The organism is Streptomyces sp. NRRL F-5126 (genome assembly GCF_000721265.1).
In the GTDB taxonomy this organism is placed as follows: domain Bacteria; phylum Actinomycetota; class Actinomycetes; order Streptomycetales; family Streptomycetaceae; genus Streptomyces.
The window spans coordinates 239,221-262,420 of record NZ_JOFZ01000005.1 but is presented as its reverse complement, the minus strand read 5'-3'; the positions used below and the strand labels follow the sequence as shown (position 1 = coordinate 262,420).

The following is a 23,200-nucleotide window of genomic DNA, read 5'->3' as shown; positions in this document are numbered from 1 at the left end:
CGCCGAAAGGCCCGCCGGGAAGCCCGTCGACACAGCCGGTCCAGGACACCTACGGCCGCCATCGGCCGCCTCACACCCCACGGAGCCCACGATGACCCGTCCCACGGCGCCCCTCGCGCCCCGTCACGCAGGCCGCAGGCATGTCGTCCTGATCGGGCACGGCATGGTCGGCCAGCGCTTCCTCGAAGCCCTCGTCGCGCTGCCGGGCGCGGCCGCCCTGAGGATCACCGTGCTCGCCGAGGAACCACGCCCCGCCTACGACCGGGTCCACCTGACGTCATGGTTCTCCGGCACGAGCGCGGACGAGCTGACGCTGTGTCCGCCCGGGTTCGCCGCGGAGCACGGCATCGACCTGCGCCTCGGCGACCCGGCCACCGCCATCGACCGCGCCACGCGCACGGTGACCACCGCGAGCGGGGCCGTTTTCGGCTACGACACGCTCGTACTGGCCACCGGCTCCTACCCGTTCGTGCCGCCGGTGCCGGGTACGGACGCGGCGGGCTGCCACGTCTACCGGACACTTGACGACGTGGCGGCCATCCGCGCCGACGCAGCCGGGGCGCGGGTCGGCGCGGTGGTCGGCGGCGGGCTGCTCGGGCTCGAAGCGGCGGGGGCGCTGCGCGCCATGGGGCTGGCGACGCACGTCGTGGAGTTCGCGCCGCGCCTGATGGCGCTCCAGGTCGACAAGGGCGGCGGCGACCTGCTGCGGCGCAAGGTGGAGGACCTCGGGGTGCGGGTGCACACCGGCGTGGGCACGCAGGCCGTGCTGGCAGGCGACTCGGGCCGGGTCCGTGCCATGGCCCTGTCCGACGGCGGCGAACTCGCGGCGGATCTGGTGGTGTTCTCGGCGGGCGTGCGCCCACGCGACCAGCTGGCGCGGGAGTGCGGGTTGGAGGTCGGGCAGCGCGGCGGGATCGTCGTGGACGACGAGTGCCGCACGCGGGATCCGCGCGTCCACGCGATCGGCGAGTGTGCCCTCACCTCGGACGGCCGCGTCCACGGCCTCGTGGCGCCCGGCTACGCGATGGCCGAGACGGCGGCCCGGGCCGTGGCGGGCGGCGAGCCCGCCCCGTTCACCGGCGCCGACACGTCGACCGAGCTCAAGCTGCTCGGTGTGGACGTCGCGAGCTTCGGCGACGCCCACGGCGCCACGCAGGGGGCCCTCGACGTCGTGTACAGCGACGGCCGTTCAGGTGTCTACCGCAAGCTCGTCGTCGGCGGCGACGGGGCGCTGCTGGGCGGGGTGCTCGTCGGCGACACCGGTTCCTACGGCGTGCTGCGCCCGCTGGCGGCCGCCGGGCGGCCCCTGGACACGGCCCCCGGGCAGCTGGTGCTGCCCGCCGGGCTCGCCCCTGCCACCGGTCCGGTGGAACTGCCGGACGACGCCGTCGTCTGCTCCTGCCACAACGTCACCAAGGGCAGGATCAGGGCGGCCGTCGCCGACGAGGGGTGCACGAGCGTCCCCGAGGTCAAGAAGTGCACGAAGGCGGGCACCGGCTGCGGCTCCTGCGTCAAGGTGCTCGGCACCGTCGTCGACGGGGAGCTGGCCTCGCGAGGCGTCACCGTGGAGGACCGGCTGTGCGAGCACTTCGCGCACACCCGCGCCGAGCTGTACGACATCGTCCGCGTGAAGGGCGTCGCCACGTTCTCCCGCCTCGTCGAGGAGCACGGCACCGGTGAGGGGTGCGACGTGTGCAAGCCGGTGGTCGCCTCCATCCTGGCGTCGCTCGCGGGCGGCCACATCCTCGACGGCGAGCAGGCGGCCCTTCAGGACACCAACGACCACTTCCTCGCCAACCTCCAGCGCAATGGCTCGTACTCGGTGGTGCCGCGCGTGCCCGGCGGGGAGATCACCCCGGAGGGCCTCATCACGATCGGCGGGATCGCCCGCGACTTCGGCCTGTACACGAAGATCACCGGGGGTCAGCGGATCGACATGTTCGGGGCGGCCGTCGACCAGCTCCCGGCGATCTGGCGGCGGCTCGTCGATGCCGGGTTCGAGTCGGGGCACGCGTACGGCAAGGCCCTGCGCACGGTGAAGTCCTGCGTGGGGCAGGCCTGGTGCCGTTACGGCGTACAGGACTCGTCGGCACTCGCCATCGAGCTGGAGCTTCGCTACCGGGGCCTGCGCTCGCCGCACAAGCTCAAGTCGGCGGTCTCCGGCTGCGCACGCGAGTGCGCCGAGGCGCAAGGCAAGGACTTCGGCGTCATCGCCACGTCGTCCGGCTGGAACCTCTACGTCGGCGGCAACGGCGGCATGACACCGCGCCACGCCGACCTGCTCGCGCAGGATCTCGACCACGACACGCTGGTGCGGATCATCGACCGGTTCCTGATGTTCTACATCCGCACCGCCGACCGCCTGGAGCGCACCTCCACCTGGCTGGAGCGCATCGAGGGCGGCCTCGACCACGTACGTGCCGTCGTCGTGGACGACTCGCTCGGCATCTGCGCGGACCTGGAGGAGCTGATGGCCCGCCATGTGGAGGCCTACGAGGACGAGTGGGCGGCCACCCTCGCCGACCCGGACCGGCTGCGCCGGTTCACGTCCTTCGTGAACGCGCCGGGCACCCCGGACCCGGCGGTCACGTTCGTGAGAGAGCGCGGGCAGATCCGCCCGGCGCGCACGGGCGAGCACGGCACGCCACTGCAGCGACCGGTGCTGATCGCCGGCGACCGTGTGGAGGTGCGCACCGCATGACGCTGACGACGACGAGCGCCGGTCCGCGGGCGGCCCTGGAATCGGTGGAGATCCACGACGGCCGGCGGTGGCACCACGTGTGCGCGCTCACCGACCTCGTGCCCGGGCGCGGTGCGGCCGTGCTGCTCGGCGGCGAGCAGGTCGCCGTCTTCCGCGACCGGTCCGGCACCGTGTACGCCGTGGCGAACCGGGACCCGTTCAGCGGCGCCCACGTGATGTCCCGCGGGCTGCTGGGCAGCCGAGGGCCGGTGCCGACGCTGGCGTCGCCCATGTACAAGCACGTCTTCGACCTGCGCGACGGCCGCTGCCTCGACGAGGACGCCGCGCCCGACGGCTCCCCGGCCGTCCTGCGCGTGTGGCCGGCGCGCCGCACCACAGCGCGGTGAGTGTCCGCACGGACGGGGTCTGAGTTCCGGTACTCATGCGCGGTCGGATCCCTGCCCGGAGCATGGGGCATGTCCCTGCTTCCCCCCGGGGCCCGACCGTGCAGACTGGAGAGAGATGACGCGCGCCGACAAGCGCTACCGGCGGCCGCGGGCCGCCGCCGTGGACAACTGGTTCTCGCGCTGCTACCTGATCGTGGTGGCCGCTGTGCTGCTGTGGGTCGTGGCCGACACGCTGTTCGTGCCCCATGCCGACGCGTCCTTCGCGGGCGTGTGGCCGTTCTTCCTGACGGCGCCGACCAGCCTGCTGCTGCTCGCCGTGCCGGGGTTGGACGGCTGGGGCCTGCTCGCCGGGATCGCGGTCGCGGCGGTCGTCAACGCGACGCTGCTCGGCCTCCTCGTGCGCGCGCTTGCCCCGTCGGGCCGTGGCGGCGGCTCCGGAGCGGGCCTGCGCCCGAGCCGCCGGTGACAGGGGCCCGCCGGGCCGGGGGTTGTGCTTGCCCCGCCACGTTGTGCCGCGGTGCGCACCGGTGATGACGACTCCGGGTCATGCGTCCGCCTCTCGTGGGTGGGTGGCCGGTGTGCTCAGGCCCCGGTGTGCTCAGGCCCCGGCGAGTCGTACGGAGCTCTCCAGCATCAGCGCGTGGACGAACGCCTGGGGCAGGTTGCCGCGCATCTCGCGCTGCGCGATGTCGTACTCCTCGGAGTAGAGCCCGGCGGGGCCGCACGCGGCGCGGTTGCGCTCGAACCACCGGTAGGCGGACGCCGTGCGCCCCTGCTGGTGCTCCGCCATGGCGACCGCGAAACCGCACATCACGAACGCGCCCTCGGCGTGCGCCAGCGGCCGGCCGTCGTGGCGGAAACGGTAGGCGAAGTGGTCGTCGGTCAGCTCGGCCTTGTACGCGTTGAGCGTCGCCGCGGTGCGCGGGTCGTCGGCCGGGATCGCGCCGCGCAGCGCGGGCAGCAGCAGCGCCGCGTCGAGGCCGTCGTCGTCAAAGGCGCGCTGCCACCGCCCTGTGGGGTGCAGGCCCTCGCGGTCGGCGTCGGCGACGATGGCGTCGGCCAGCGCGTTCCAGCGTCCCGCGAGCGAGGCGGGCGCGGCTTCCCGCGCGATGGAGCGCAGGCCGGCCGCGCAGATGAGCCTGGAGTGCGTCCAGCGCCGCGGGTCGAGTTCCCAGACGCCCGCGTCCGGCTCCGTCCTGCGCCGGGCGATGGCGTCCGCCGCGGTCTGCGCGGCCTGCCAACCGTCGGGCCCGAGCCTGTCGTGCCGGGCTGCTGCCGCCAGCAGGAGCAGGCACTCGCCGAACGCGTCGAGCTGGAACTGGTGGCGTACCTGGTTGCCGACGAGGTCGAACCCGCCCGGGTAGCCGGGCAGGTCGAGCTTGCGCTGGTCGGGGATGGGACTGCCGTCGACGGTGTAGGCGGGCGCCAGGCCGGGGCCGTCCTCGTGGAGCCGCGCGGAGATGAACCGCACGGCGTCGTCGAGCAGGGGGTGGGGGCCTGCGGCCGCGACCGCCTGGCCCGCGTAGCACTGGTCGCGGATCCAGACGTACCGGTAGTCGTAGTTGCGGCCCTCCTCTGCTCGCTCCGGCAGGCTGGTGGTCGCAGCGGCGACCATCCCGCCGGCCGAGCCCGTCAGGCCGCGCATGACGGCGTAGGCCTGCCGGGTGTCGCGCACCGCGAGCGTGCCGGACAGCTCGGGCACCGCGTCGCGCCAGGCGTTCTCCGTCGCCTGCCACGCCTCGTCGGGGTCGGGCGGTGGCCCGTCGAGCGGCCGGTCCGAGATCTCCAGCACGAGGTCGTAGGGCGTGCCGGGCCGTGCCTCGAAGTCGAGTCGGAGCCGCTGGTCGTGGACGCGCGCACGGCCCGCCCCCGACCAGCGCAGCGACATCCCGCCCACGCGAGCGTGCCACACGCCGTCCTCGTCGCGCCGCAGGTCGCGCACCGGGTCGGCGCCGAAGTCGCCCGCCGGGTCGAGCAGGGCCCGCAGCTCAACGGGCGCGTCGTGGGCCAGGACGCGGCGCAGGACGACCGTGCGGTGCGGGTCGCCGGGGAAGGCCAGCGCCTCACGGCACTCCACGACTCCGCTCTCGCGGGTGACCCAGCGGCTGCGCCAGATCAGCGAGCCCTCCTCGTAGTAGCCGCCCCACACGTAGCGCACGCTCGGGTTGAGCGCGTACACGCCGCCCCCGCCGATCAGCGCGGAGAAGACCGCCGGCGAGTCCCAGCGCGGCGCGCACATCCACACGTACTCGCCGTCGGGTCCGACGAGCGCGCCGCGTTCGCCGTCCGCGAGCAGCGCGTAGTCGCGCAGCGATCGGGGGCGGTAGGGGACCTGGGTCTTCTTCGTGGTCATCCGCCTCAGCCCTCGCCCCCGGGCCGGCCGCCGTGCTGCCGGTGTCCTGGCAGCATCTCCTGCATCTTGGACTTGATGCCCTGCCTGATCATGCCGGTGCGGTCCGGGTCGCCGTGCAGCACGGACGAGGCGGCCGCCTCGATCTGGTCGAGCGATGCGTGCGGCGGGATCGGGGGGACGGCCGGGTCGGTGCGGAATTCGATGACGAACGGCCGGTCGGCGGCGAGCGCGCGCTGCCAGGCGCCGACCACGTCCTCCGGCTTCTCCACGCGCACGCCGTCGAGGCCGATGGAGCGGGCGAAGTCCGCGTAGGGCACGTCGGGCAGGCTCTGCGACGGCAGGAACTGCGGGGCACCCTCCATGGCGCGCATCTCCCAGGTGACCTGGTTGAGGTCCTGGTTGTTGAGTACAGCCACGATCAGGCGGGGGTCCTGCCACTCGGGCCAGAACTTGGCCGCCGTGATGAGCTCGGCCATGTTGTTCATCTGCATGGCGCCGTCGCCGACGAGTGCGATCGCGGGCCGGTCCGGGTGGGCGAACTTCGCGCCGATCGCGTACGGCACGCCGGGGCCCATGGTGGCCAGGTTGCCGGACAGCGAGCCGCGCATGGAGCCGCGCATCCGCAGGTGGCGCGCGTACCAGTTGGCGGAGGAGCCCGAGTCGGCGGAGATCATGGCGTCGTCGGGCAGCAGTTCGTCGAGTGCGTGGATGGCGTACTCGGGGTTGATCGGCTCGGCGTCGACGGCGGCCCTGCGCTGCATGACCTCCCACCACCTGGCGGTGTCCTTCTCGATCTTCTCGCGCCACGCGCCGTGCTTCTTGCGCTCCAGGTGCGGCATGAGCGCGTTCAGTGTGGTGCGGGCGTCGCCGACGAGGTTGACCTCGAAGGGGTAGCGCAGGCCGACCATGAAGGGGTCGATGTCGATCTGCACGGCCCTGGCCTGGTCCAGGTCGGGCATGAACTGCGTGTAGGGGAAGCTGGAGCCGATCATCACGAGCGTGTCGCACTCCTGCATCAGCTCGTAGGACGGCCGGGTGCCGAGGAGCCCGATGGCGCCCGTCACGTAGGGCAGTTCGTCGGAGAGTACGTCCTTGCCGAGCAGCGCCTTGGCGACGCCGGCGCCGAGGTGGTCGGCGAGCTGCTCGACCTCGGCGCGTGCGCCCCTGGCGCCCTGGCCGACGAGGATCGCGACCTTCTCGCCCTCGTTGACGACCTCGGCGGCGCGCCTCAGGTCGGCCTCGTCGGGGACCGGCGCGTAGCGTCCGATGCCGAGGCTTGAGGGGACCATCTTGAAGGCGTGCGTCGGCGGCGAGTAGTCGAGTTCCTGCACGTCGGCCGGGATGATGATGGCGGTGACGGTGCGCTTGGCGTAGGCGGTGCGCATCGCGCGGTCGATGACGTTGGGCAGTTGCTGCGGCACGGTGACCATTTCGCAGAAGTCCGCGGCCACGTCCTTGTAGAGGCTCAGCAGGTCGACCTCCTGCTGGTACGAGCCGCCCATGGCGCTGCGGTTCGTCTGGCCGACGATGGCGACCACCGGCACGTGGTCGAGCTTGGCGTCGTACAGGCCGTTGAGCAGGTGGATGGCGCCGGGCCCCGAGGTCGACGCGCAGACGCCGGCCCGGCCGGAGAACTTGGCGTAGCCGACCGCTTCGAACGCGGCCATCTCCTCGTGCCTGGCCTGGATGAACCGCGGTTCGTCCTCCGCACGTCCCCAGGCGGCGAGCAGTGCGTTGATCCCGTCGCCCGCGTAGGCGAAGACGCGGTCCACGTCCCATTCGCGCAGGCGCTGGAGAACGTAGTCGGAGACTTTCATGGACACGGTCGGTTCCTTTCGTCGTGTGGTGGCCGTGGCGCGCTCGCGGTTCCTCAGCGGCGCAGCCTGCGCAGCACGGTGTAGGCGGCGGTGGTCACGGCGCCCGCGGCGGCCACGGCGGCGGCGCCGGTGACCAGGCGCGCGGCCCCTTCATCGGGGGCCTCGGGGCGGGATGCGGCCTTCTCCGGGTGGTCCTGCGGCACGGAGCCGTCGAGTCCGAGTGCCAGCGCCTCGGCGAGGTGCAGCACTCCGCGACCTGTGCCGCCCTGTTCGATCTGGGTGCGGCAGCTGAAGCCGTCGGCGAGGACGAACGCGTCGGGTGCCGCCTCGCGGACGGCGGGCAGGACTCCCTGCTCCGCGATCCGCATGGACACGTCGTGGTGGCCGGCCTCGAAGCCGAAGTTGCCTGCGAGTCCGCAGCAGCCCTCGTCGAGTACGTCGGCGTCGATGCCGGCGCGCCGCATCAGCTCGCGGTCCGCGTCGAACTTGGTGACGGCGTGCTGGTGGCAGTGTGTCTGCACCGTGGCGGCGCGGGTGAGTGCGGGCGGCTGCCAGTCGTCGGGGGCGTGGCGCAGCAGCAGTTCCGAGAAGGTGAGGAACTGCCCGGCGAGGCGCTTGATGTCCTCGTCGTCCGGCATGAGTTCGGGCGCGTCGGCGCGGAAGACGGCGGTGCACGACGGTTCGAGGCCGACGACCGGCGTGCCGGCCTCGATCCACGGCCGCAGCGTTCGCACGCTGCGACTCAGCACCCGCTGCGCGGTGTCGAGTTGGCCGGTGGAGATCCAGGTCAGGCCGCAGCACACGGCTTCCGTGGGCACGGCCACGTGGAACCCGGCGTCCTCCATGACGCGCACGGCCGCCTTCGCGATGGAGGGGTGGAAGTAGGTGGTGAAGGTGTCGGGCCACAGCAGGACCGCGCGCGGGTCGCCGGGGTGCGGGTCGGGTACGGAGCGGGAGCGCCACCACTGCACGAAGGACTCCTGCGCGAACAGCGGCGCTTCCCGGTCGGCCACGCCGGCGAGCTTCTTGCCCAGCCTGGACACGACCGGCGCGCGCAGCACGGTGTTGATCAGCCCGGGTGCGATACGGGAGGCGCGTGCCCACAGCGGCAGCCGGCCGAGCGCGTAGTGTGCGGCCGGACGCAGCCGCCCCTGGTAGTGGTGGGAGAGGAACTCGGCCTTGTAGGTGGCCATGTCGACGCCGGTCGGGCAGTCGGACCTGCACCCCTTGCAGGCGAGGCACAGGTCGAGCGCGTCGCGTACCTCGGTGGAGCGCCAGCCGTCGGTGACCGGGGAGTCCGCGTGGCCGCCGATCATCTCGAACAGCAGCCGTGCGCGGCCGCGCGTCGAGTGCTCCTCCTCCCCCGTCGCACGGTAGGACGGGCACATGACGCCGCCCTGGTGGCTGCGGCAGTTGCCGATGCCTACGCAGCGCAGCACCGCCTGGTTGAAGGAGTGGCCGTCCTCCGGGTAGCCGAAGTGGGTGTCGGTGTCGGGGCGCGGCCGCCAGTCGGCGCCGAGCCGCAGTTGTCCGTCGACGGGGTTCGGGGAGACGATCTTGCCCGGATTCATGCGGTCGTCCGGGTCGAAGAGCCTCTTGAGTTCGCCGAAGGCGCGGACGAGCCGCTCACCGAACATCCTCGGCAGCAGTTCGCCGCGCGCCTGCCCGTCGCCGTGCTCGCCGGACAGCGAACCGCCGTAGGACGCCACCAGGTCGGCGGCCCTGTGCAGGAACTCGCGGAAGGTGGCGACGCCGTCGGCGGTGCGCAGCCCGAACGGGATACGGGTGTGCACGCACCCCTGCCCGAAGTGCCCGTACAGGGAGGGGTGGTCGTAGTCGAACTCGGCGAACAGCGCCTTGAGGTCGCGCAGGTAGTCGCCGAGCCGCTCCGGGGGCACCGCGGAGTCCTCCCAGCCCTCCCATGTCTCGCGGTCGTCCGGCGGGCGCGCGGTGACGCCGAGGCCGGCCTCGCGCGCCTTCAGCATGCGCTGCTCGCGGTCTGGGTCCTCGGACAGCGCGACGCGCGGATCGTCCATGTCGCGTTTCAGTGCGCGCAGCAGCTCGTGGGCCTGCCGGTCGACGTCGTCCTTGCTGTCACCCGAGAACTGGACGAGCAGCCAGCTGCCGCCCTCGGGGAAGGACTTGAGCGATTCGAGGTGGCTGCCCTCCTCGCGCATGAGCTGCGCCATCCGGCCGTCGAGTGCTTCCAGTTGGGAAGGTCCGCTGTGTTCGAGGAGCGCCGGGACGTCGTCGGCGGCGGCGCAGATGTCGTCGTAGCCGAGGACGAGGATGGCCTGCGCGGCGGGCTTGGGCACCACGTCGAGCTCGGCGTGCAGGACCGTCACGAGCGTGCCCTCGCTGCCGACGAGGGCGCGGGCGACGTGGAAGCCGCTCTCCGGCAGCAGGCTGTCCAGGTTGTATCCGGAGACCCGGCGCGGGATCTTCGGGTAGCCGCGGCGGATGTCGCCGAGGTACTCGTCCGCGAGCGAGCGCAGACCTGCGTAGAGCTCGGCGCGGCGGCCGCCGGCCGCGACGATCTTCTCGTACTCCTCCTGGGACGTGGCGCCCGTCCACATCCGGGTGCCGTCGTAGGTGAGGACTTCGAGGCGGCGGACGTTGTCGACGGTCTTGCCGTAGGCCTGCGCGGACGCGCCGCACGAGTTGTTGCCGATCATCCCGCCGAGCGTGCAGTGGCTGTGCGTGGCCGGCTTCGGCCCGTACATCAGGCCGTGCGGGGCGAGCTGCCGGTTCAGCTCGTCGAGGACGATGCCCGGCTCGACCACGCAGGTGCGGGCCTCGGGGTCGATGGACACGACGCCGCCGCAGTACTTCGTCCAGTCGATGACCACGGCCGTGTTGGTGCACTGGCCGCCCAGGCTGGTACCGCCGCCGCGTGAGAGTACGGGCGCGCCGAACCGGGCGCACACGGCCACCGCGACCGCCCCCGCGTCGACCGTGCGCGGCACGACGACGCCGATGGGCACCTGCCGGTAGTTGGAGCCGTCCGTGGCGTAGGCGCCGCGGCTCCCGGCGTCGAAGCGCACCTCGCCGTCCACCTCGGCGCGCAGCGCGCTCTCCAGGGCTGTCGCGTCCAGTCGCAGCGGACTCCCAGCGACTGCGGCGGTGGGAGGGGCGGATTCCTCGGTCGTCGTCATGCGTGCCTTCCCAGCAGGGGCGGTCCGCTCCGCCGGGCCTTCGTGAGGCACACGGAACGGAGGCGCCGGACCGGTCGCCCTGCTCCCATGGGTCGTCTCGGACGATTTCGCAAGCGTTGTTCGGAAGGTGTGCCCGGCCGGCCCCCGGTCAGTGGTGGGGGCAGGCCGGTTCGTCTCTCACGGCGACGGCTGCTCCGTCTCGCTGCGACATGCCCGGCTCCTTCCCTGTGCGTGTGTGCCCGCTCCCCCAGGGTGAGCCCACTCTGGCAGTCCGACTACCCGAGATCTCCGCCGGCACGCGCGCCCCCCGGCAGAGGCGTCGGACCGGCGACGAACACGAGGGCAAGAAGACCAGTTCGGATTACGTGTAGGACGCCGCGAGCCGTGCCGGACGCCAGCGCGGTGTGATCCGGGGCTCGCCACCCGCGGCGGCAGTCACCTGGGCCTCAGCGGTGCCTTGCGCCGAACGGGTGTGCCGCCGGCCGGCGGAGGTCCGCTGCCGCGGCCCGGAACACCGGCGTGACGCAAGAGGCGCAATGCCGAGTGCCCGGCCGCGCGACCGCTGGTATGCCTGGCTTCATCACGTTTTGTCGTTGTGTCGTCCCCCGCGCCCAACCAACAGGAGCGAAGTGTGAGTGACAAGAAGGCGTCCATCAGGGCCGCCGCCGCGAAAGCCGTAGGCGCAGTACTCGGAGACGACAGGCCGAAGGACGGTGTGCCGGGCAAGCCGGGGAGCGGCGCACCGACGGTGGAGGAGCGCACCGCCCCGCAGGACCCGCTGCCGCCGAAGGCGGACCAGTCGGGCCCGGAGACGGTCAGCCCCACGGGCCAGGCCACGGGCGACAACCCCGCCCGGATGGCGCAGAGCGGCCCGTACCTGACGACCGCACAGGGAGCCCGCCTGTACGACAGCGACCACTCGCTGAAGGCGGGGCCGCGCGGCCCGGTGCTCCTCCAGGACCACCACCTGCGCGAGAAGATCACCCACTTCGACCACGAGCGCATCCCGGAGCGCGTCGTGCACGCGCGGGGAGCCGCCGCGCACGGCGTCTTCCGCGGCTACGGCACGGCGTCGAACATCTCCAAGGCCGCCTTCCTGGCCAAGGACGTGGAGACCCCGGTGTTCGTGCGGTTCTCCACCGTCCTCGGCTCGCGCGGCTCCGCCGACACCGTCCGGGACACCCGTGGCTTCGCGACGAAGTTCTACACCGAGGAGGGCGTCTTCGACCTCGTCGGCAACAACATGCCGGTGTTCTTCATCCAGGACGCGATCAAGTTCCCGGACATCATCCATGCCGGAAAACCGCACCCGGACCGGGAGATCCCGCAGGCGCAGAGCGCACACGACACCTTCTGGGACTTCGTGACACTGCACACGGAGGCCACACACCACACGCTGTGGAACATGTCGGACCGCGGCATCCCCCGCTCCTTCCGCATGATGGAGGGGTTCGGCGTCCACACCTTCCGGCTCGTCAACGCCGAAGGCGTCTCCACACTGGTCAAGTTCCACTGGAAGCCGAAGCTCGGTGTGCACTCCCAGGTGTGGGAGGAGGCACAGATGACCTGCGGCTTCGACCCCGACTTCCACCGCCGCGACCTGGCGGACGCCATCGAGGCCGGGGCCTTTCCGCAGTGGGAACTCGGCGTGCAGACGTTCCCGGACAACCCTGAGCAGATGTTCGAGGGGATCGACCTGCTCGATCCGACGAAGATCGTGCCGGAGGAACTGGCGCCCGTGCGGACCATCGGGCTGATGACGCTCGACGCCAACCCGTCGAATTTCTTCGCGGAGACGGAGCAGGTCGCCTTCCACGTCGGCAACATGGTTCCGGGCGTGGACGTCACCAACGACCCGCTGATGCAGGGGCGGCTGTTCTCCTACGTCGACACCCAGCTCACCCGGCTCGGCGGGCCCAACTTCCCGCAGCTGCCGATCAATCGCACGCACGCCCCGGTCAACGACATGCTCCGCGACGGCATGCACCAGACGGGCGTGCACCGCGGTGTGGCCCCGTACCGGCCCAACTCGCTCGACGGGGGCTGCCCGTTCCTCGCAGGCGAGGACACGGGCGCGTTCATCGAGGTGCCCGTCGAGGTGCCGCAGAGCAGGAAGGTGCGCGACGCCGCCGCCTCTTTCGACGACCACTTCAGCCAGGCGCGCCTGTTCTGGCTCAGCATGTCGCCGGTTGAGCGCGAGCACATCACCGCCGCGTACACGTTCGAGCTGGGCAAGTGCTACGAGCAGGCGGTCAAGGAGCGCGGCCTGAAGTCGCTCGCACGGATCGACGCGCAACTGTGCGAGCAGGTCGCCACCGGCCTCGGCCTGCCCGCGCCCGCGCCGGAGGAGCCGCTCGCCGACCCGCGGCCGAGCCCCGCGCTGTCGCAGGTGGGGAAGGTATGGCCGCTGGACGGCCGCGTCGTCGCCATCGTCACGGACGGGGAGTCCGACCTCGACGGTGTGCGGGCCGTGCGTCAGGCGGTACTCGACGCCGGCATGGTGCCGCTGGTCGTCGCGCCTTCCGGCGGCAGGCTGGACCCGTCCGGCGACCCGATCACCGTCCAGCGGACGTTCGCCACAGCCCGGTCCATCGAGTTCGACGCGGTGCTGCTGGCCGGGGTGCCTTACGGCGACCCGGTGGATTCCCGTGTGGTGCTGCTGCTGTCGGAGGTGTTCCGCCACGGGAAGGCGATCGGTGTGTGGGCCGGCGGCCGGAGCGCCCTGCCCGCTGCCGGTGTTTCCGCGGACGCGCCCGGGGTGGTGGGCGGCGACAGCGGTGTGGCGACGCTTGAGCAGGTCAAGGAGTTGCTCGGTACGCACCGCGTGTGGGACCGCTTCCCTCCGTCGGCCTGACACGGCGCGGCGGCCGGATGCGTCCCGACCCCGCCCGCGAGGTCGCCGTCACATCGCCGCACCACCCGGAGGGCCACCGCGCCATGCTGCGCCCGATGTCCTTGGACAAGCCGCCTGACGCGGTGTTCTGCTTCACCGACGAACTGTCTCTCGGCGCGCTGCGGGCGGCGCGCGAGGGCGGCCTGCGGGTGCCGGGAACGGCCTCGCCGGCCGCAGCCCGCAGCTCATCGCCGACCGCCTCTACGGGCGCCTCGACGCGCTGCCCGGTCGGCGACGTCCGGCACTTCACCTCACGCGGCGCACCGGCCCGGGACGGGCCCGCACTCCGCGCACCGCGCGTCGGGGTCGCGGCTGCGGAAGGCGCGCTCACACCCGTCGCAGGTGATCAGGGGCGCGGGCCGCGCCGGGGCCGCCTCGGGCGGTGGGGCGGGCAGCGGTGGCGGCAGGAGGGCGGAGAGCCGGTGCTCCAGGAAGCGCGGCGGGTGGTGGATGGGCACGGCGGCCGGCGGCAGGTTGGCGGTAAGGGTACGGACGACCTGCGCGGGCGTGACCTGGCGGCCCAGCCACTCCTCGACGGCGGGCGCCAGCCTGCGGACGTCGCGCGCGGCGAGGACCAGACGGCCGTCGACGGCGCGGAGCCCGGCGAGGAGGTCCGCGGCGGGGCCCGTGGCGGGGCCCGTGGCGACGGGGTCGGGCGCGGGCGCCGCAGGAGCGGACGCGCGGGCGGGCACGGGCACGGGCAGCGCAGCGGGCGCCGCCGCGGGTACGGTTCCCGGCAGGCAGCCGGGCTTGTCGTAGGAGAGGGTGCGGGTGGCGAACCGGCCCCCGCCCAGCGGAACGCGCCTGCGTTCCAGGTAACCCGCTGCCTCCAGCTCGTTGAGGGCACGTCGGACGGTGGTCTCGCCTTCGCGGAAGCGGAGGGTGAGGGCCTTGGCGGTCACGCTGACACCGTCGGGAAGGGACTGGATGTACACGGCGATGCCGATCGCGGCGGCGGAGAGCCCGCGATGCTGGGCGAGGTGGTTGCCGACCACCGTGAACCGGTCGGTGTGCCGGTGACGTACGTGGATCACCCCGGCGCTGGGGGCGTCCTGCGGGATCACATGGGCCGGGCGCGGGGGCGCGCCCGCGTTAGACTGCGGATCAGCCATCGGGAAGCTCTTCTTCCAGATCGGTCAGGCTCCCGCCAGGATTGCGAGTCCTGTCGGGGGCCGTCTTTATTTGTGGGGTGTCGGGACCGACCGTACCCCACCACTCCGACTTCCTGAGCACCCGTCACCCGATCGTGTGGCGGGTGTACTTCGCGCCCGCGCCCGGTTTTGGTTGGGCGGTTCCTCACCCGTTTCTTTGAAGGAGGACGCGCCCCACCGGGACGCGCAAATCCGCGCCCCGGTGGCGGGCGGGGCTACGCGTGCCGGAGGTGCCGTACGAATGCACTCCAGGCGGCTTTGGGGATGAGCAGCGCCGGGCCGGCGGGGTTCTTGCTGTCACGGACCGGGACAACATCCGGTATGTGTTCAGCGACCTCGACGCAGTCGCCGCCCTGCGTGTTGCTGTAGCTGGACTTTCGCCACCTTGCGGCGCTGGCCTCTCGTCGGGAGACGGCCGTCACGGTGAGGGTCGCCTGCGCCCGGAGATGACCGAATGCCAGGACGTACTCTGCGACTGTCTCTTGCGTCTCCACAAGCTCTCCGGAGTGCGAACTCTCCACGTAGGCAACGCCGGCGCGGTTGGCGAACGACATGTACTTGCGGGCCCAATCCGGAAACGGCGTGCGGCGCACGTGGCCCCACAGGTCGACGAGGTCGCCGTCCGCGTCCAGCAGAAGATCCAGCTTGCCGTTGACGTCCTCCGGAGGCACCTCCTTGCCCAGCTCGAACTGCGCGATGCGGCTGTGGGCGATCGGAATCCCATCGCCGAACTGCCGCTGCGTAAGCCCCGCCCGCACGCACAGCTTGCGTAACTTCGCGCCGTAGAGCGCGGCGAGAGAGGCGCTCGGATCGAGCTCCCTCGGTGCGGGCACTGCCGACCCCCGTTTCCGTTCCGACGTCCCGAAAACCGTAACCCTTGGTGAGCGTGCCGCTACCCGCTCATGCTCAGTCCTGTGAAGCAGTGATCGACCTGGAGAGGTGCGCGCATGGAAGCAAACGGGCCCAGGAGTACGGACGCGAAGCTCCGGGAGGCAGGCGCGGCACGCAACGAACTGCGGGCGGCGCCGGCCGCAGCAGGCCTCTCGCTGCCGGACCGACGTAGCCCGCCAGTTGGCAGCCGCCTTGCGGAAGGCCGCCCCGTGACGCAGGGGCCGGCCGAACCGGGCGACCGGGACGAGGACACCTCACACGTCTCGGCGCGCCGCGCCGCGCCGCGTTGCCGGCCAAGGTTCGCGAGGCCCGAACCGGACGCCCGGGCCCCGCGAAATCAGTGGTTCTCGATCATCCACACGACCAGGCCCATGAGGCCGAGCCCTGCACCGTAGGCAACGCCTCGGGCGAAGTGGGCGACGATTCCACGGCGGTTCCGGCTCACCCATCGCCGCATCCTGACCCGGCGGGTGAGCACCTGATCATGGCGCGTGATGGTTCCGGACGGCGGGGAATGGGGATTATCCTCCATGGCGGCTCCGTAGGTCGATTGCGGAGTGTCGTCGTGTTGGGGAGCTCTGTCGCGGCGCTGCTTCCAGGCTCCCGCCGTCCGGAGCTCCTCGCACGAGTCGAACTGTCGGCCAGGCAGGGCAGGATGACAGCTCGTCTGTTTCTCATAGTCCGCCGTGCAGGCACGCACCCGCCCCTGCGGTCTGGAACAGTCTCCCGGCAGGGAACTTGTGCAGGTCGGACAAAGCCCGGTTGCCTGCCTCCTGACGGCTTCCGGCACTTGTGGCCGGATGGCATCGGCAGGCCGAGAGGCGGGCCCGTGCGAGGTATGGCCGTTGAGGGCGTCCGCCCATAGGTGTTCGTTTCAACCGCTGCCGGGTCCCTGCGCGGGTGTCAGGGAGCCGATGCGGCGGCGTCGTAGGTGGCGCGGGCGGTGGTGATGTCGGCTCGGTGGCGTTCCGCCCAGCCGACGAGCCCAGTCAGGGTCGCGTGGAGTTCGCGGGCCATGGGTGTGAGGCTGTATTCGACCTTGGGCGGCACGGTGGGGTAGATGGTCCGGATGAGCAGGCCGTCGCGTTCCAGCTTGCGCAGGTTCAAGGTGAGCATGCGTCGGCTGATGCCCTTGATGGCGCGCTCCAACTCGGTGAACCGGACCGGACCGTTCGCGGCAGCGACGAGAATTCCGATGCTCCACTTTCCCGCGACGTGGTCGAGGACTTCGGTGAGGGGGCACGCCTCGTTGCTGACCTGCTCGGACACATCGGTGTGACTGCGTGACACGAAAGTGCCTCCTTCCGGTGCGCGCCATGGTTACAGAAGATGACGGCTGTAACAAGTCGTGCACCAATGGAAGGGGGCCCCTTGCCCAGAACCGTCTCCTCGGCACCGACATCCCGTTGGGCGGCCTTGGCCGTGCTCTGTGCTGGTCAGTTGATGGTCATCCTCGACGGGACCATCGTGAACGTGGCGCTGCCGACCATCCAGCAAGACCTCGGATTCTCCTCGTCGGGCCTGGCCTGGGTGGTCAACATCTATCTGGTCCCCTTCGGCGGTCTGCTACTGCTCTCCGGTCGGCTCGGCGACCTGATCGGGCGCAAGCGCGTCTTCATCACCGGCTTGGGCATCTTCACGACCGCCTCGCTGCTGTGCGGTGTGTCGCAAGATTCGGCAATGCTGCTCGCCTCCCGGTTCGTCCAGGGCATCGGCGGCGCGGTGACCTCAGCCGTCACCCTGGGCATGGTCGTCACGCTGTTCCCGCAGCAGAAGGAAAGGGCCAAGGCCATCGGCGTCTACAGCTTCGTCCAGTCCGCCGGTGGCTCGTTGGGCCTTCTCGCCGGCGGCGTCCTGACGCAGGCCATCGGCTGGCACTGGATCTTCTTCGTCAACGTTCCGATCGGCTTCGTGGCCGTGCTATTGGCCGGGCGCATGCTCGCGTCCGAGCACGGCAGCGGGCTCGGTGAGGGGTTCGATGCGATGGGGGCGCTCCTGGTCACCTCCGCACTGATGCTCGGTGTCTACACGATCGTCGAGACCGCCGGCTACGGCTGGGCATCCGCGCACACCTTGGGCTTCGGCGCTGCGGCACTCGTCCTGCTCCTGGCAATGGTCGCCCGTCAGGCGAAGGCGAGTCACCCGCTTCTGCCGCTGCGTGTGTTCCGCTCGCGCAACGTCTCAGGAGCGATGGGCATCCAGGCCCTCATGGTGGCCGGGATGTTCAGCTTCCAGTTCCTGTGCGTGCTTTACCTGCAGAAGGTGCTCGGCTTCGACGAGGTCCACACCGGCCTCGGCGTTTTCCCGGTCTCGGTCGCGATCGGCGCGTTGTCGCTCGGCTTCTCGGCCAGGCTGATTTCACGCTTCGGCCCCCGTGGCGTACTCCTTCCAGGACTCTTCCTGATCACGGCGGGCCTCGCCGTCCTCAGCCGCGCGCCGGCGGACGGGAGTTACCTCGCGGACGTCCTGCCCGCACTGCTGCCGCTCGGTATCGGCTTCGGCCTCGCGATGCCGTCGCTGGCCACGCTCGCGATGTCAGCGGCCACGCCCCAGGACTCAGGGATCGCCTCCGGCATGTTCAACACCATGCAGCAGATCGGCAGCGCCTTCGGCCTCGCGGCCCTCAGCACTCTCGCCGCCTCGCACACCAATGCCCTCCTGGGCGACGGCTCCAACTCCACCTCAGCACTCACGGGCGGCTACCAGTTCGCCTTCCGCATCGGCTCGTGCCTCGTCGCCGCTGCTCTCCTCCTCGCCGCCACTCTGCTGCGCCCTGCCACCACGGCGCAACGTGCGGCGGCCGAGAAGAAGCCGGTCACGGAGAACGCCACTCGCTGACCAGACGACGACGCCACCCCGGGGCCGGGGAGGATCTGTGTTTGCAGGAGGAGATGTGCCTGTCGTGCCATCGCCGACGGATCCCGAACGACGTGATCTTCGGCAATCTCAATCGAGGTGCTGGTGTCCGGGATGGGGTACGAGCGAGTGGCGGACGCGACGTGCTCGCCGACCACCTTGCGCAGGCGCCGTGACGAGTGGACGGCCGCCGGCGCTGGCGAGGTCGCCCTACACCTGGCCGCGCTCTCCGCGTACGACCCCATGATCGGCCTCGCAAACGCTCACAGCGCACCGATGTCAAGACGCTGGGCCCGCTTCCCGAACAACCGGCGCTGAGCCTGGATGCGGGCTACGGCTACCGGCCGGTCCACGTCGGCCTCGACACGCGAGGCATCACCGCGAAGATCGCCGAACGGGGCGAACAGACCCCGATCCACTCCGAGGGATGGTGGGTCGTAGAGCGCACGAACTCGTGGATGAACAACTTCGGCCATCGGCGCGGGTGCACCGAACGGCACCGCGTTCTTCGTCGCCCTCGCCACCGAGATCATCAGGTGACTTACTGGCGGACGCCCCAAGTCGGCCGACTCGCCGGGGCGCGGACTCGGTGACGCGATCGACGGGCTGCCGGGAAGGCACGGTGGGAAGGCGGCACAGCGGCCGCTCACTACAGTGGATGCCGAACCGAGCAGCTCCGGCGAACTGGGGACGGCGCTTGACACTCCCGCACCTCGAACTCACCGACGGTTTCACCGTGAGCCGACTGACACCGGCATCCGGCGGTCAGAACAACTGGGTGTTCTTCGGCCGCTCCCCCGACTCCGAGGCGGTTGTCGCCAAGGTGGAGGGCGCTGCCGGTGGGCTGTGTGCCGAGTACCACGCTCTGGCATGGGCGGTGCGGCACACGGCAGCCGTGCCGCACGTGTACCGGTGGGGCGAGGTCCGTAGCGGGGAGTACGAGGGTGCCAGATGCCTCGTACTGGAGCGGGTGCGGGGGCACCGCCCCGTCACCCCGTTCGACTGGCGGCGCATGGGTACCTGCCTGGCAGGCCTGACGCGGCTGCCCGTCGGCGGCTCGGGGATCCGCCTGTTGGACGCGGACGACACGGTGAGCAACCACGAGCGCGCCACGGCGGTGCTGGTGGCACAGTTGCCCGGGGCGCAGGCCGCTGCCGTGAAGCGAGCGGCTGCGGCCGCCACCGGGCCGTCCCTGTCACGCCCGGTGTTCACCCACGGGGATCCGGGGCCCGGGAACTTCATGGTCAGCGACGACGGTCCTGACCACCTGATCGACTGGGAGACCGCCCAGGCGACCCCTTTGGGCCTTGATCCCGCCCGCGCAGCGGTCTTGGCGCTCCTCAGTCCCGATCCCGCGGACCGCGGCCTGGCCGAGCGCCGAGCCGCTGCCGTCTGGCACGGCTATGCCGGGGACACCGGCTGGCAGCCGGACGCGGAGACGACCCGCTGGTGGCTGACCGTGGCATGCGTGCAGTTCCTCGCGGGGCGCTGGCGGCGGCGCGGCGACGCGCGGGTGCGCCCGTGGCAGGACGCCGTGACCGTGCTGGACGGGCTGGAACGGATCGTCGGCGCTCTCGACGAGTGCGAAGGATGACGGGATGGACTGGGGCGGACAGCAGGTCTTACGCGATCGCAATACGACGCTGTACCTGAGTGGTGTCGTGGTCTCAGGTTTTGGCACCTCGGCCATGTTGCTGGCCGCCGGCGTGTGGGCCAAGTCGCTGACCGGGTCGGACAGTCTGGCCGCCCTGACGCGGTTCTGCGTGTGGGCGCCCCTTCTCTTCGGCCCGCTGATCGGCACGGTGGCCGACCGCGTGCGTCGGCGGCCGCTGCTGATCCTGGTCAGACTCGGTATGGCCGTGGCGCTGATGCCTCTCCTCGCCGTCGACTCCAGAGACCGGATCTGGATCCTGTTCGCCGTGCTGACCGTGTACGGCGTCAGCTCCGTGCTGCTGGATGCGGCGGAGGCCGCATGGGTGGCGACCACCGTGCCGGAAGCGCTGCGCGGTGACTTCAACGGCCTGCGGATGACGGTGAGCGAGGGCATGAAACTGGTCGCCCCGCTTCTGGGAGCCGGCCTGTTCGTGCGATTCGGCGGCGGGGCCATGGCCCTGCTTGACGCGGTCACCTTTGTCGTCGCCGCAGCGGCTTTCACCCTCATACGCGTTGCCGATCCTGCGCCCCGCCCTGCCGCCGCCCGCCGGTGGAGCACCGAGGCCGCCGAGGGAGTCCGCTACCTGCGAGGCCGCCCGCATCTGTGGCGCCTGGTTCTGGCCGGTGCCGCAACCATGGGTGTGGCCGGGCTGAACGGCGCGGCCGTGTACGCGGTGGTCGATGCCGGCCTGCACCGTCCGCCCGCGTTCGTCGGAGTGCTCTACGCCGCGCAGGGCACCGGCTCCGTGCTCAGCGGGCTGTTCGCAGGCCATCTGCTGCGGCGGATGCCCGAACGAGTCTTCGCCGCAGCGGGCATCGTGCTGTTCGCGTCGGGCGTCGCCCTGCGCGTCATCCCCTCGGTGCCCGTCTCCCTGTTCGCCGGCGCCATGATCGGCGCGGGCCTGCCCTGCGTGCTGATCGCGGCCATGACCGCCGTCCAGCGTGAGACACCGGGCGAACTCCTCGGCAGGGTGGCGGCCACCGCGAACACCCTTGTCTTCGCGCCCAACGCTCTCGCCCTGGCCGCCGGGGCCGGCCTGGTGGCTCTCGTCGACCATCGGATCCTGCTGCTCACAGCCGGCGCCGCAGGGGTCATCACTGCGGTGGGCTGCCTCCCTGGCAGCGATGCCCGAGCGCATGCGGCAGCCCCCGGGCCGCAGGAGGTGGGAACCGACGGCGAGAACGCAGAGGCCGCAGGGGCTTGAGGGCATCACAGGCGCCGCGGTGCGATACGACGCCTTTCGTCCCGCACCGGTTCACTTGGTCATCTCGGTGAGGATCCGAGTGACTGCGGCCGGATCGTCGGGGGTGATGGTGGGGTATACGCGGCGTCCGACGTGGATCACGAGCGCCGTGTTCTTCTTCGGCCGCGAGGGGTCGAGGTTCCACCAGTGGATGAAGTCTCCTGAGCCCCAGATGCGCCACTTCCGCGCCCTGCTCAGTCCGGTGAGAGGGAGGGTTTCGACGTCCTGGATCGAGGCGTAGCGGATCCGCTTCGCGCCCCATGGGTAGTAGCGGCGGATGGTGAGCCCCTGGTCGTCGCAGCGGATTGCTCCGTCGTCATAGACGGCTTTGTGCGTGCTCATGGCATCTCCTCGTGTTCGACCAGCCCAGAGTGCCAGCACTGCGGTTCAGTCGGAGGCGACCCGCGCTTTCATGTCACCGGCCTCGTAGCAGGGCGCGGCGTCGACGAACCGCGCTGGGCGTGAGTGCACCCTGCGACACGGCGGCGAACTCGTGGGTCGAGTGGCATGGTGGGGTCATGAAAGAAGGCGAGCTCGTCCCTGACTTCGAACTGCCCGACCAGACCGGTGAGAAGCGCTCGCTCAGCGGGCTGCTGGCCGGTGGGCCCGTGGCGTTGTTCTTCTACCCCGCCGCGATGTCGGCCGGCTGCACGAAGGAGGCATGCCACTTTCGCGACCTGGCCGGCGAGTTCGCCGCCGCCGGTGTGCAGCGCGTAGGGATCAGCCGGGACGCGCCGGCGAAGCAGAAGGAGTTCGCCGACGCGCACACGTTCGACTACCCGTTGCTGTCCGACGAGGACGGCGCCGTCGCGGGCATGTTCGGTGTCGCGCGTGGCGGCCTGCTGGGCAGGCTCACACCGGTGAAGCGCTGGACCTTCGCCATCGGCACCGATCGGCGCGTGGTCAAGGTCATCAGCAGCGAGACGAACATGACCCGGCACGCGGACGAGGCGCTGCGCGCCTTTGGGTGATCTGTTCCCTGGTGTCCGAGCCAGGAGTCCGGGCCGCCGGAGCGGGCCCGGCGGAGAGTGGGGCTCAGTTCCCGACGCCGAGGCCGGACATGAACGCGGACGGGTACCGGTCGCCACGCGCGGCGCCCGCCGGCACTGCCTTCTCGATCTCGGCGAGCTCGTCCGCGGAGAGGTTCAGTTCCATCGCCGGCAGCGCCTCGGCCAGTCGCTCCCGGGTGCGGGCACCGACCAGAGGCACGATGTCCTCGCCCTGTGCGGCCACCCAGGCGATGGCCAGCTGGGCGACGGTGCAGCCCTTCGCGTCGGCGATCCGGCGCAGGGCCTCGACGAGGGTGAGGTTGTGCTCCACGTTCCCGGCGGAGAACCGGGGGCTGAAGCCTCGGCCGTCGCCGGGGTCCATGGCACGGCCGGCAGACCAGTGCCCCGAGATGAGTCCACGGCTGAGGACGCCGTACGCGGTCAGGCCGATGCCGAGCTCCCGCAGCGTGGGCAGTACGTCCGCCTCCACCGCTCGGGAGATCAGCGAGTACTCGATCTGCAGGTCGGCGACGGGGTGAACCGCGTGCGCCCGGCGGATCGTCGCCGCGTCGACCTCCGAGAGGCCGAGGTGGCGCACATAGCCGGCGTCGATCATCTCCTTGATCGCGCCGACGGTTTCCTCGATCGGCACCGCCGGGTCCAGCCGCGCGGGACGGTAGATGTCGATGTGGTCGGTGCCCAGTCGGGTCAGCGAGTAGGCCAGGAAGTTCTTCACAGCCTCAGGGCGGCCGTCCTGTCCACCGAACCCGGGGCCCGGCGCCCGCAGCATGCCGAACTTGACGCTCAGCCGGTAGCTGTCCCGGTCCCGGCCACGCAGCGCCTCGGCGAGCAGCAATTCGTTGTGGCCCATGGCGTAGAAATCGCCGGTGTCGATCAGCGTGACGCCCGCCTCCAGCGCGGCGTGCACGGTGGCGATACTCTCCGAGCGGTCGGCCTCGCCGTAAGCGCCCGACATGCCCATCGCGCCCAGGCCTAGCGCGGAAACCGCAGGGCCGGTGGTGCCCAGATTTCGAGTCTGCATCGGGTTCTCCTTCGTCGCGGGTCTCCCAACGAGCCTGCGCCCTTACCGCGGCACCCGGGAGTGGAGCGT

At 71.3% G+C, this 23,200-nt stretch carries 16 protein-coding genes and 1 pseudogene; 9 read left to right on the top strand and 8 right to left on the bottom strand.

Going from position 1 to position 23,200, the window contains the following annotated elements; all coding sequences use genetic code 11:
* Positions 1 to 91: 91 nt before the first annotated feature.
* From nirB to IH48_RS0112335, 3 genes are all read left to right on the top strand, one after another.
* Complete coding sequence (gene nirB / locus IH48_RS0112345) at positions 92 to 2,701, top strand: nitrite reductase large subunit NirB (RefSeq protein WP_030902933.1); 2,610 nt, start codon at positions 92 to 94, stop codon at positions 2,699 to 2,701.
* On the top strand, positions 2,698 to 3,087 hold the full coding sequence (gene nirD / locus IH48_RS0112340; RefSeq protein ID WP_078849660.1) for a nitrite reductase small subunit NirD: 390 nt from the start codon (positions 2,698 to 2,700) through the stop codon (positions 3,085 to 3,087). Before nirB ends, nirD begins: the two co-directional genes overlap by 4 nt.
* A gap of 115 nt (positions 3,088 to 3,202) precedes the next feature.
* A complete protein-coding gene (locus IH48_RS0112335) occupies positions 3,203 to 3,553 on the top strand; it encodes an SCO4225 family membrane protein (RefSeq protein WP_199809939.1) in 351 nt (116 codons plus the stop codon).
* Positions 3,554 to 3,685: 132 nt separating this feature from the next.
* Here IH48_RS0112335 and IH48_RS0112330 read toward each other — a convergent pair whose 3' ends face one another.
* The 3 genes from IH48_RS0112330 to IH48_RS0112320 are packed head-to-tail and all read right to left on the bottom strand — an operon-like array spanning position 3,686 to position 10,412.
* On the bottom strand, positions 3,686 to 5,440 hold the full coding sequence (locus IH48_RS0112330; protein ID WP_030902928.1) for a glycoside hydrolase family 15 protein: 1,755 nt from the start codon (positions 5,438 to 5,440) through the stop codon (positions 3,686 to 3,688).
* A 5-nt stretch (positions 5,441 to 5,445) separates the two neighbouring features.
* A complete protein-coding gene (locus tag IH48_RS0112325) occupies positions 5,446 to 7,257 on the bottom strand; it encodes a thiamine pyrophosphate-requiring protein (RefSeq protein ID WP_030902925.1) in 1,812 nt (603 codons plus the stop codon).
* A gap of 53 nt (positions 7,258 to 7,310) precedes the next feature.
* On the bottom strand, positions 7,311 to 10,412 hold the full coding sequence (locus IH48_RS0112320; RefSeq protein WP_078849659.1) for an FAD-binding and (Fe-S)-binding domain-containing protein: 3,102 nt from the start codon (positions 10,410 to 10,412) through the stop codon (positions 7,311 to 7,313).
* 631 nt (positions 10,413 to 11,043) lie between these two features.
* On the opposite strand from IH48_RS0112320, the gene IH48_RS0112315 reads away from it, so the two are divergent.
* On the top strand, positions 11,044 to 13,266 hold the full coding sequence (locus IH48_RS0112315; RefSeq protein ID WP_030902922.1) for a catalase: 2,223 nt from the start codon (positions 11,044 to 11,046) through the stop codon (positions 13,264 to 13,266).
* Positions 13,267 to 13,556: 290 nt separating this feature from the next.
* On the opposite strand, the gene IH48_RS36590 is transcribed toward IH48_RS0112315, so the two are convergent.
* The 3 genes from IH48_RS36590 to IH48_RS0112290 all read right to left on the bottom strand — a co-directional run bounded on the left by IH48_RS36590 (position 13,557) and on the right by IH48_RS0112290 (position 16,637).
* Positions 13,557 to 14,417, bottom strand: a complete 861-nt coding sequence (locus IH48_RS36590; RefSeq protein ID WP_037841731.1) for a hypothetical protein — start codon at positions 14,415 to 14,417, stop codon at positions 13,557 to 13,559.
* A gap of 254 nt (positions 14,418 to 14,671) precedes the next feature.
* On the bottom strand, positions 14,672 to 15,289 hold the full coding sequence (locus IH48_RS37485; RefSeq protein ID WP_324604299.1) for a DUF397 domain-containing protein: 618 nt from the start codon (positions 15,287 to 15,289) through the stop codon (positions 14,672 to 14,674).
* Positions 15,290 to 16,250: 961 nt separating this feature from the next.
* Positions 16,251 to 16,637: a winged helix-turn-helix transcriptional regulator gene (locus IH48_RS0112290; protein ID WP_051839622.1), complete on the bottom strand. Its 387-nt coding sequence runs from the start codon at positions 16,635 to 16,637 to the stop codon at positions 16,251 to 16,253.
* A 66-nt stretch (positions 16,638 to 16,703) separates the two neighbouring features.
* On the opposite strand from IH48_RS0112290, the gene IH48_RS0112285 reads away from it, so the two are divergent.
* From IH48_RS0112285 to IH48_RS0112270, 4 genes and pseudogenes are all read left to right on the top strand, one after another.
* Positions 16,704 to 18,185, top strand: a complete 1,482-nt coding sequence (locus tag IH48_RS0112285; RefSeq protein ID WP_030902912.1) for an MFS transporter — start codon at positions 16,704 to 16,706, stop codon at positions 18,183 to 18,185.
* Positions 18,186 to 18,244: 59 nt separating this feature from the next.
* Positions 18,245 to 18,706: pseudogene (locus tag IH48_RS36985) on the top strand (hypothetical protein); the annotation flags it as partial.
* 194 nt (positions 18,707 to 18,900) lie between these two features.
* Complete coding sequence (locus IH48_RS0112275; protein ID WP_030902907.1) at positions 18,901 to 19,797, top strand: phosphotransferase family protein; 897 nt, start codon at positions 18,901 to 18,903, stop codon at positions 19,795 to 19,797.
* Positions 19,798 to 19,801: 4 nt separating this feature from the next.
* Positions 19,802 to 21,061 carry an MFS transporter gene (locus IH48_RS0112270; RefSeq protein ID WP_051839620.1) on the top strand — a complete coding sequence of 420 codons (1,260 nt, stop codon included), beginning with the start codon at positions 19,802 to 19,804 and terminating at the stop codon, positions 21,059 to 21,061.
* A gap of 51 nt (positions 21,062 to 21,112) precedes the next feature.
* Here the strand turns inward: IH48_RS0112270 and IH48_RS0112265 are convergent, their stop codons facing one another.
* On the bottom strand, positions 21,113 to 21,442 hold the full coding sequence (locus IH48_RS0112265; protein WP_030902905.1) for a hypothetical protein: 330 nt from the start codon (positions 21,440 to 21,442) through the stop codon (positions 21,113 to 21,115).
* Positions 21,443 to 21,618: 176 nt separating this feature from the next.
* Between IH48_RS0112265 and IH48_RS0112260 the strand changes: the two genes are divergently transcribed.
* Positions 21,619 to 22,071 carry a peroxiredoxin gene (locus IH48_RS0112260; RefSeq protein ID WP_030902904.1) on the top strand — a complete coding sequence of 151 codons (453 nt, stop codon included), beginning with the start codon at positions 21,619 to 21,621 and terminating at the stop codon, positions 22,069 to 22,071.
* Positions 22,072 to 22,135: 64 nt separating this feature from the next.
* Here the strand turns inward: IH48_RS0112260 and IH48_RS0112255 are convergent, their stop codons facing one another.
* A complete protein-coding gene (locus tag IH48_RS0112255) occupies positions 22,136 to 23,131 on the bottom strand; it encodes an aldo/keto reductase (protein ID WP_030902903.1) in 996 nt (331 codons plus the stop codon).
* Positions 23,132 to 23,200 lie beyond the last annotated feature (69 nt).

What these genes read in the sequence shown, in the direction of transcription:
- nirB (WP_030902933.1), top strand. Translation starts at nt 92, where the DNA reads ATGACCCGTCCCACGGCGCCCCTCGCGCCCCGTCACGCAGGCCGCAGG.
- nirD (WP_078849660.1), top strand. Translation starts at nt 2,698, where the DNA reads ATGACGCTGACGACGACGAGCGCCGGTCCGCGGGCGGCCCTGGAATCG.
- IH48_RS0112335 (WP_199809939.1), top strand. Translation starts at nt 3,203, where the DNA reads ATGACGCGCGCCGACAAGCGCTACCGGCGGCCGCGGGCCGCCGCCGTG.
- IH48_RS0112330 (WP_030902928.1), bottom strand. Translation starts at nt 5,440, where the DNA reads ATGACCACGAAGAAGACCCAGGTCCCCTACCGCCCCCGATCGCTGCGC.
- IH48_RS0112325 (WP_030902925.1), bottom strand. Translation starts at nt 7,257, where the DNA reads ATGAAAGTCTCCGACTACGTTCTCCAGCGCCTGCGCGAATGGGACGTG.
- IH48_RS0112320 (WP_078849659.1), bottom strand. Translation starts at nt 10,412, where the DNA reads ATGACGACGACCGAGGAATCCGCCCCTCCCACCGCCGCAGTCGCTGGG.
- IH48_RS36590 (WP_037841731.1), bottom strand. Translation starts at nt 14,417, where the DNA reads ATGGCTGATCCGCAGTCTAACGCGGGCGCGCCCCCGCGCCCGGCCCAT.
- IH48_RS0112285 (WP_030902912.1), top strand. Translation starts at nt 16,704, where the DNA reads ATGGAAGGGGGCCCCTTGCCCAGAACCGTCTCCTCGGCACCGACATCC.
- IH48_RS0112270 (WP_051839620.1), top strand. Translation starts at nt 19,802, where the DNA reads ATGGACTGGGGCGGACAGCAGGTCTTACGCGATCGCAATACGACGCTG.
- IH48_RS0112265 (WP_030902905.1), bottom strand. Translation starts at nt 21,442, where the DNA reads ATGAGCACGCACAAAGCCGTCTATGACGACGGAGCAATCCGCTGCGAC.
- IH48_RS0112260 (WP_030902904.1), top strand. Translation starts at nt 21,619, where the DNA reads ATGAAAGAAGGCGAGCTCGTCCCTGACTTCGAACTGCCCGACCAGACC.
- IH48_RS0112255 (WP_030902903.1), bottom strand. Translation starts at nt 23,131, where the DNA reads ATGCAGACTCGAAATCTGGGCACCACCGGCCCTGCGGTTTCCGCGCTA.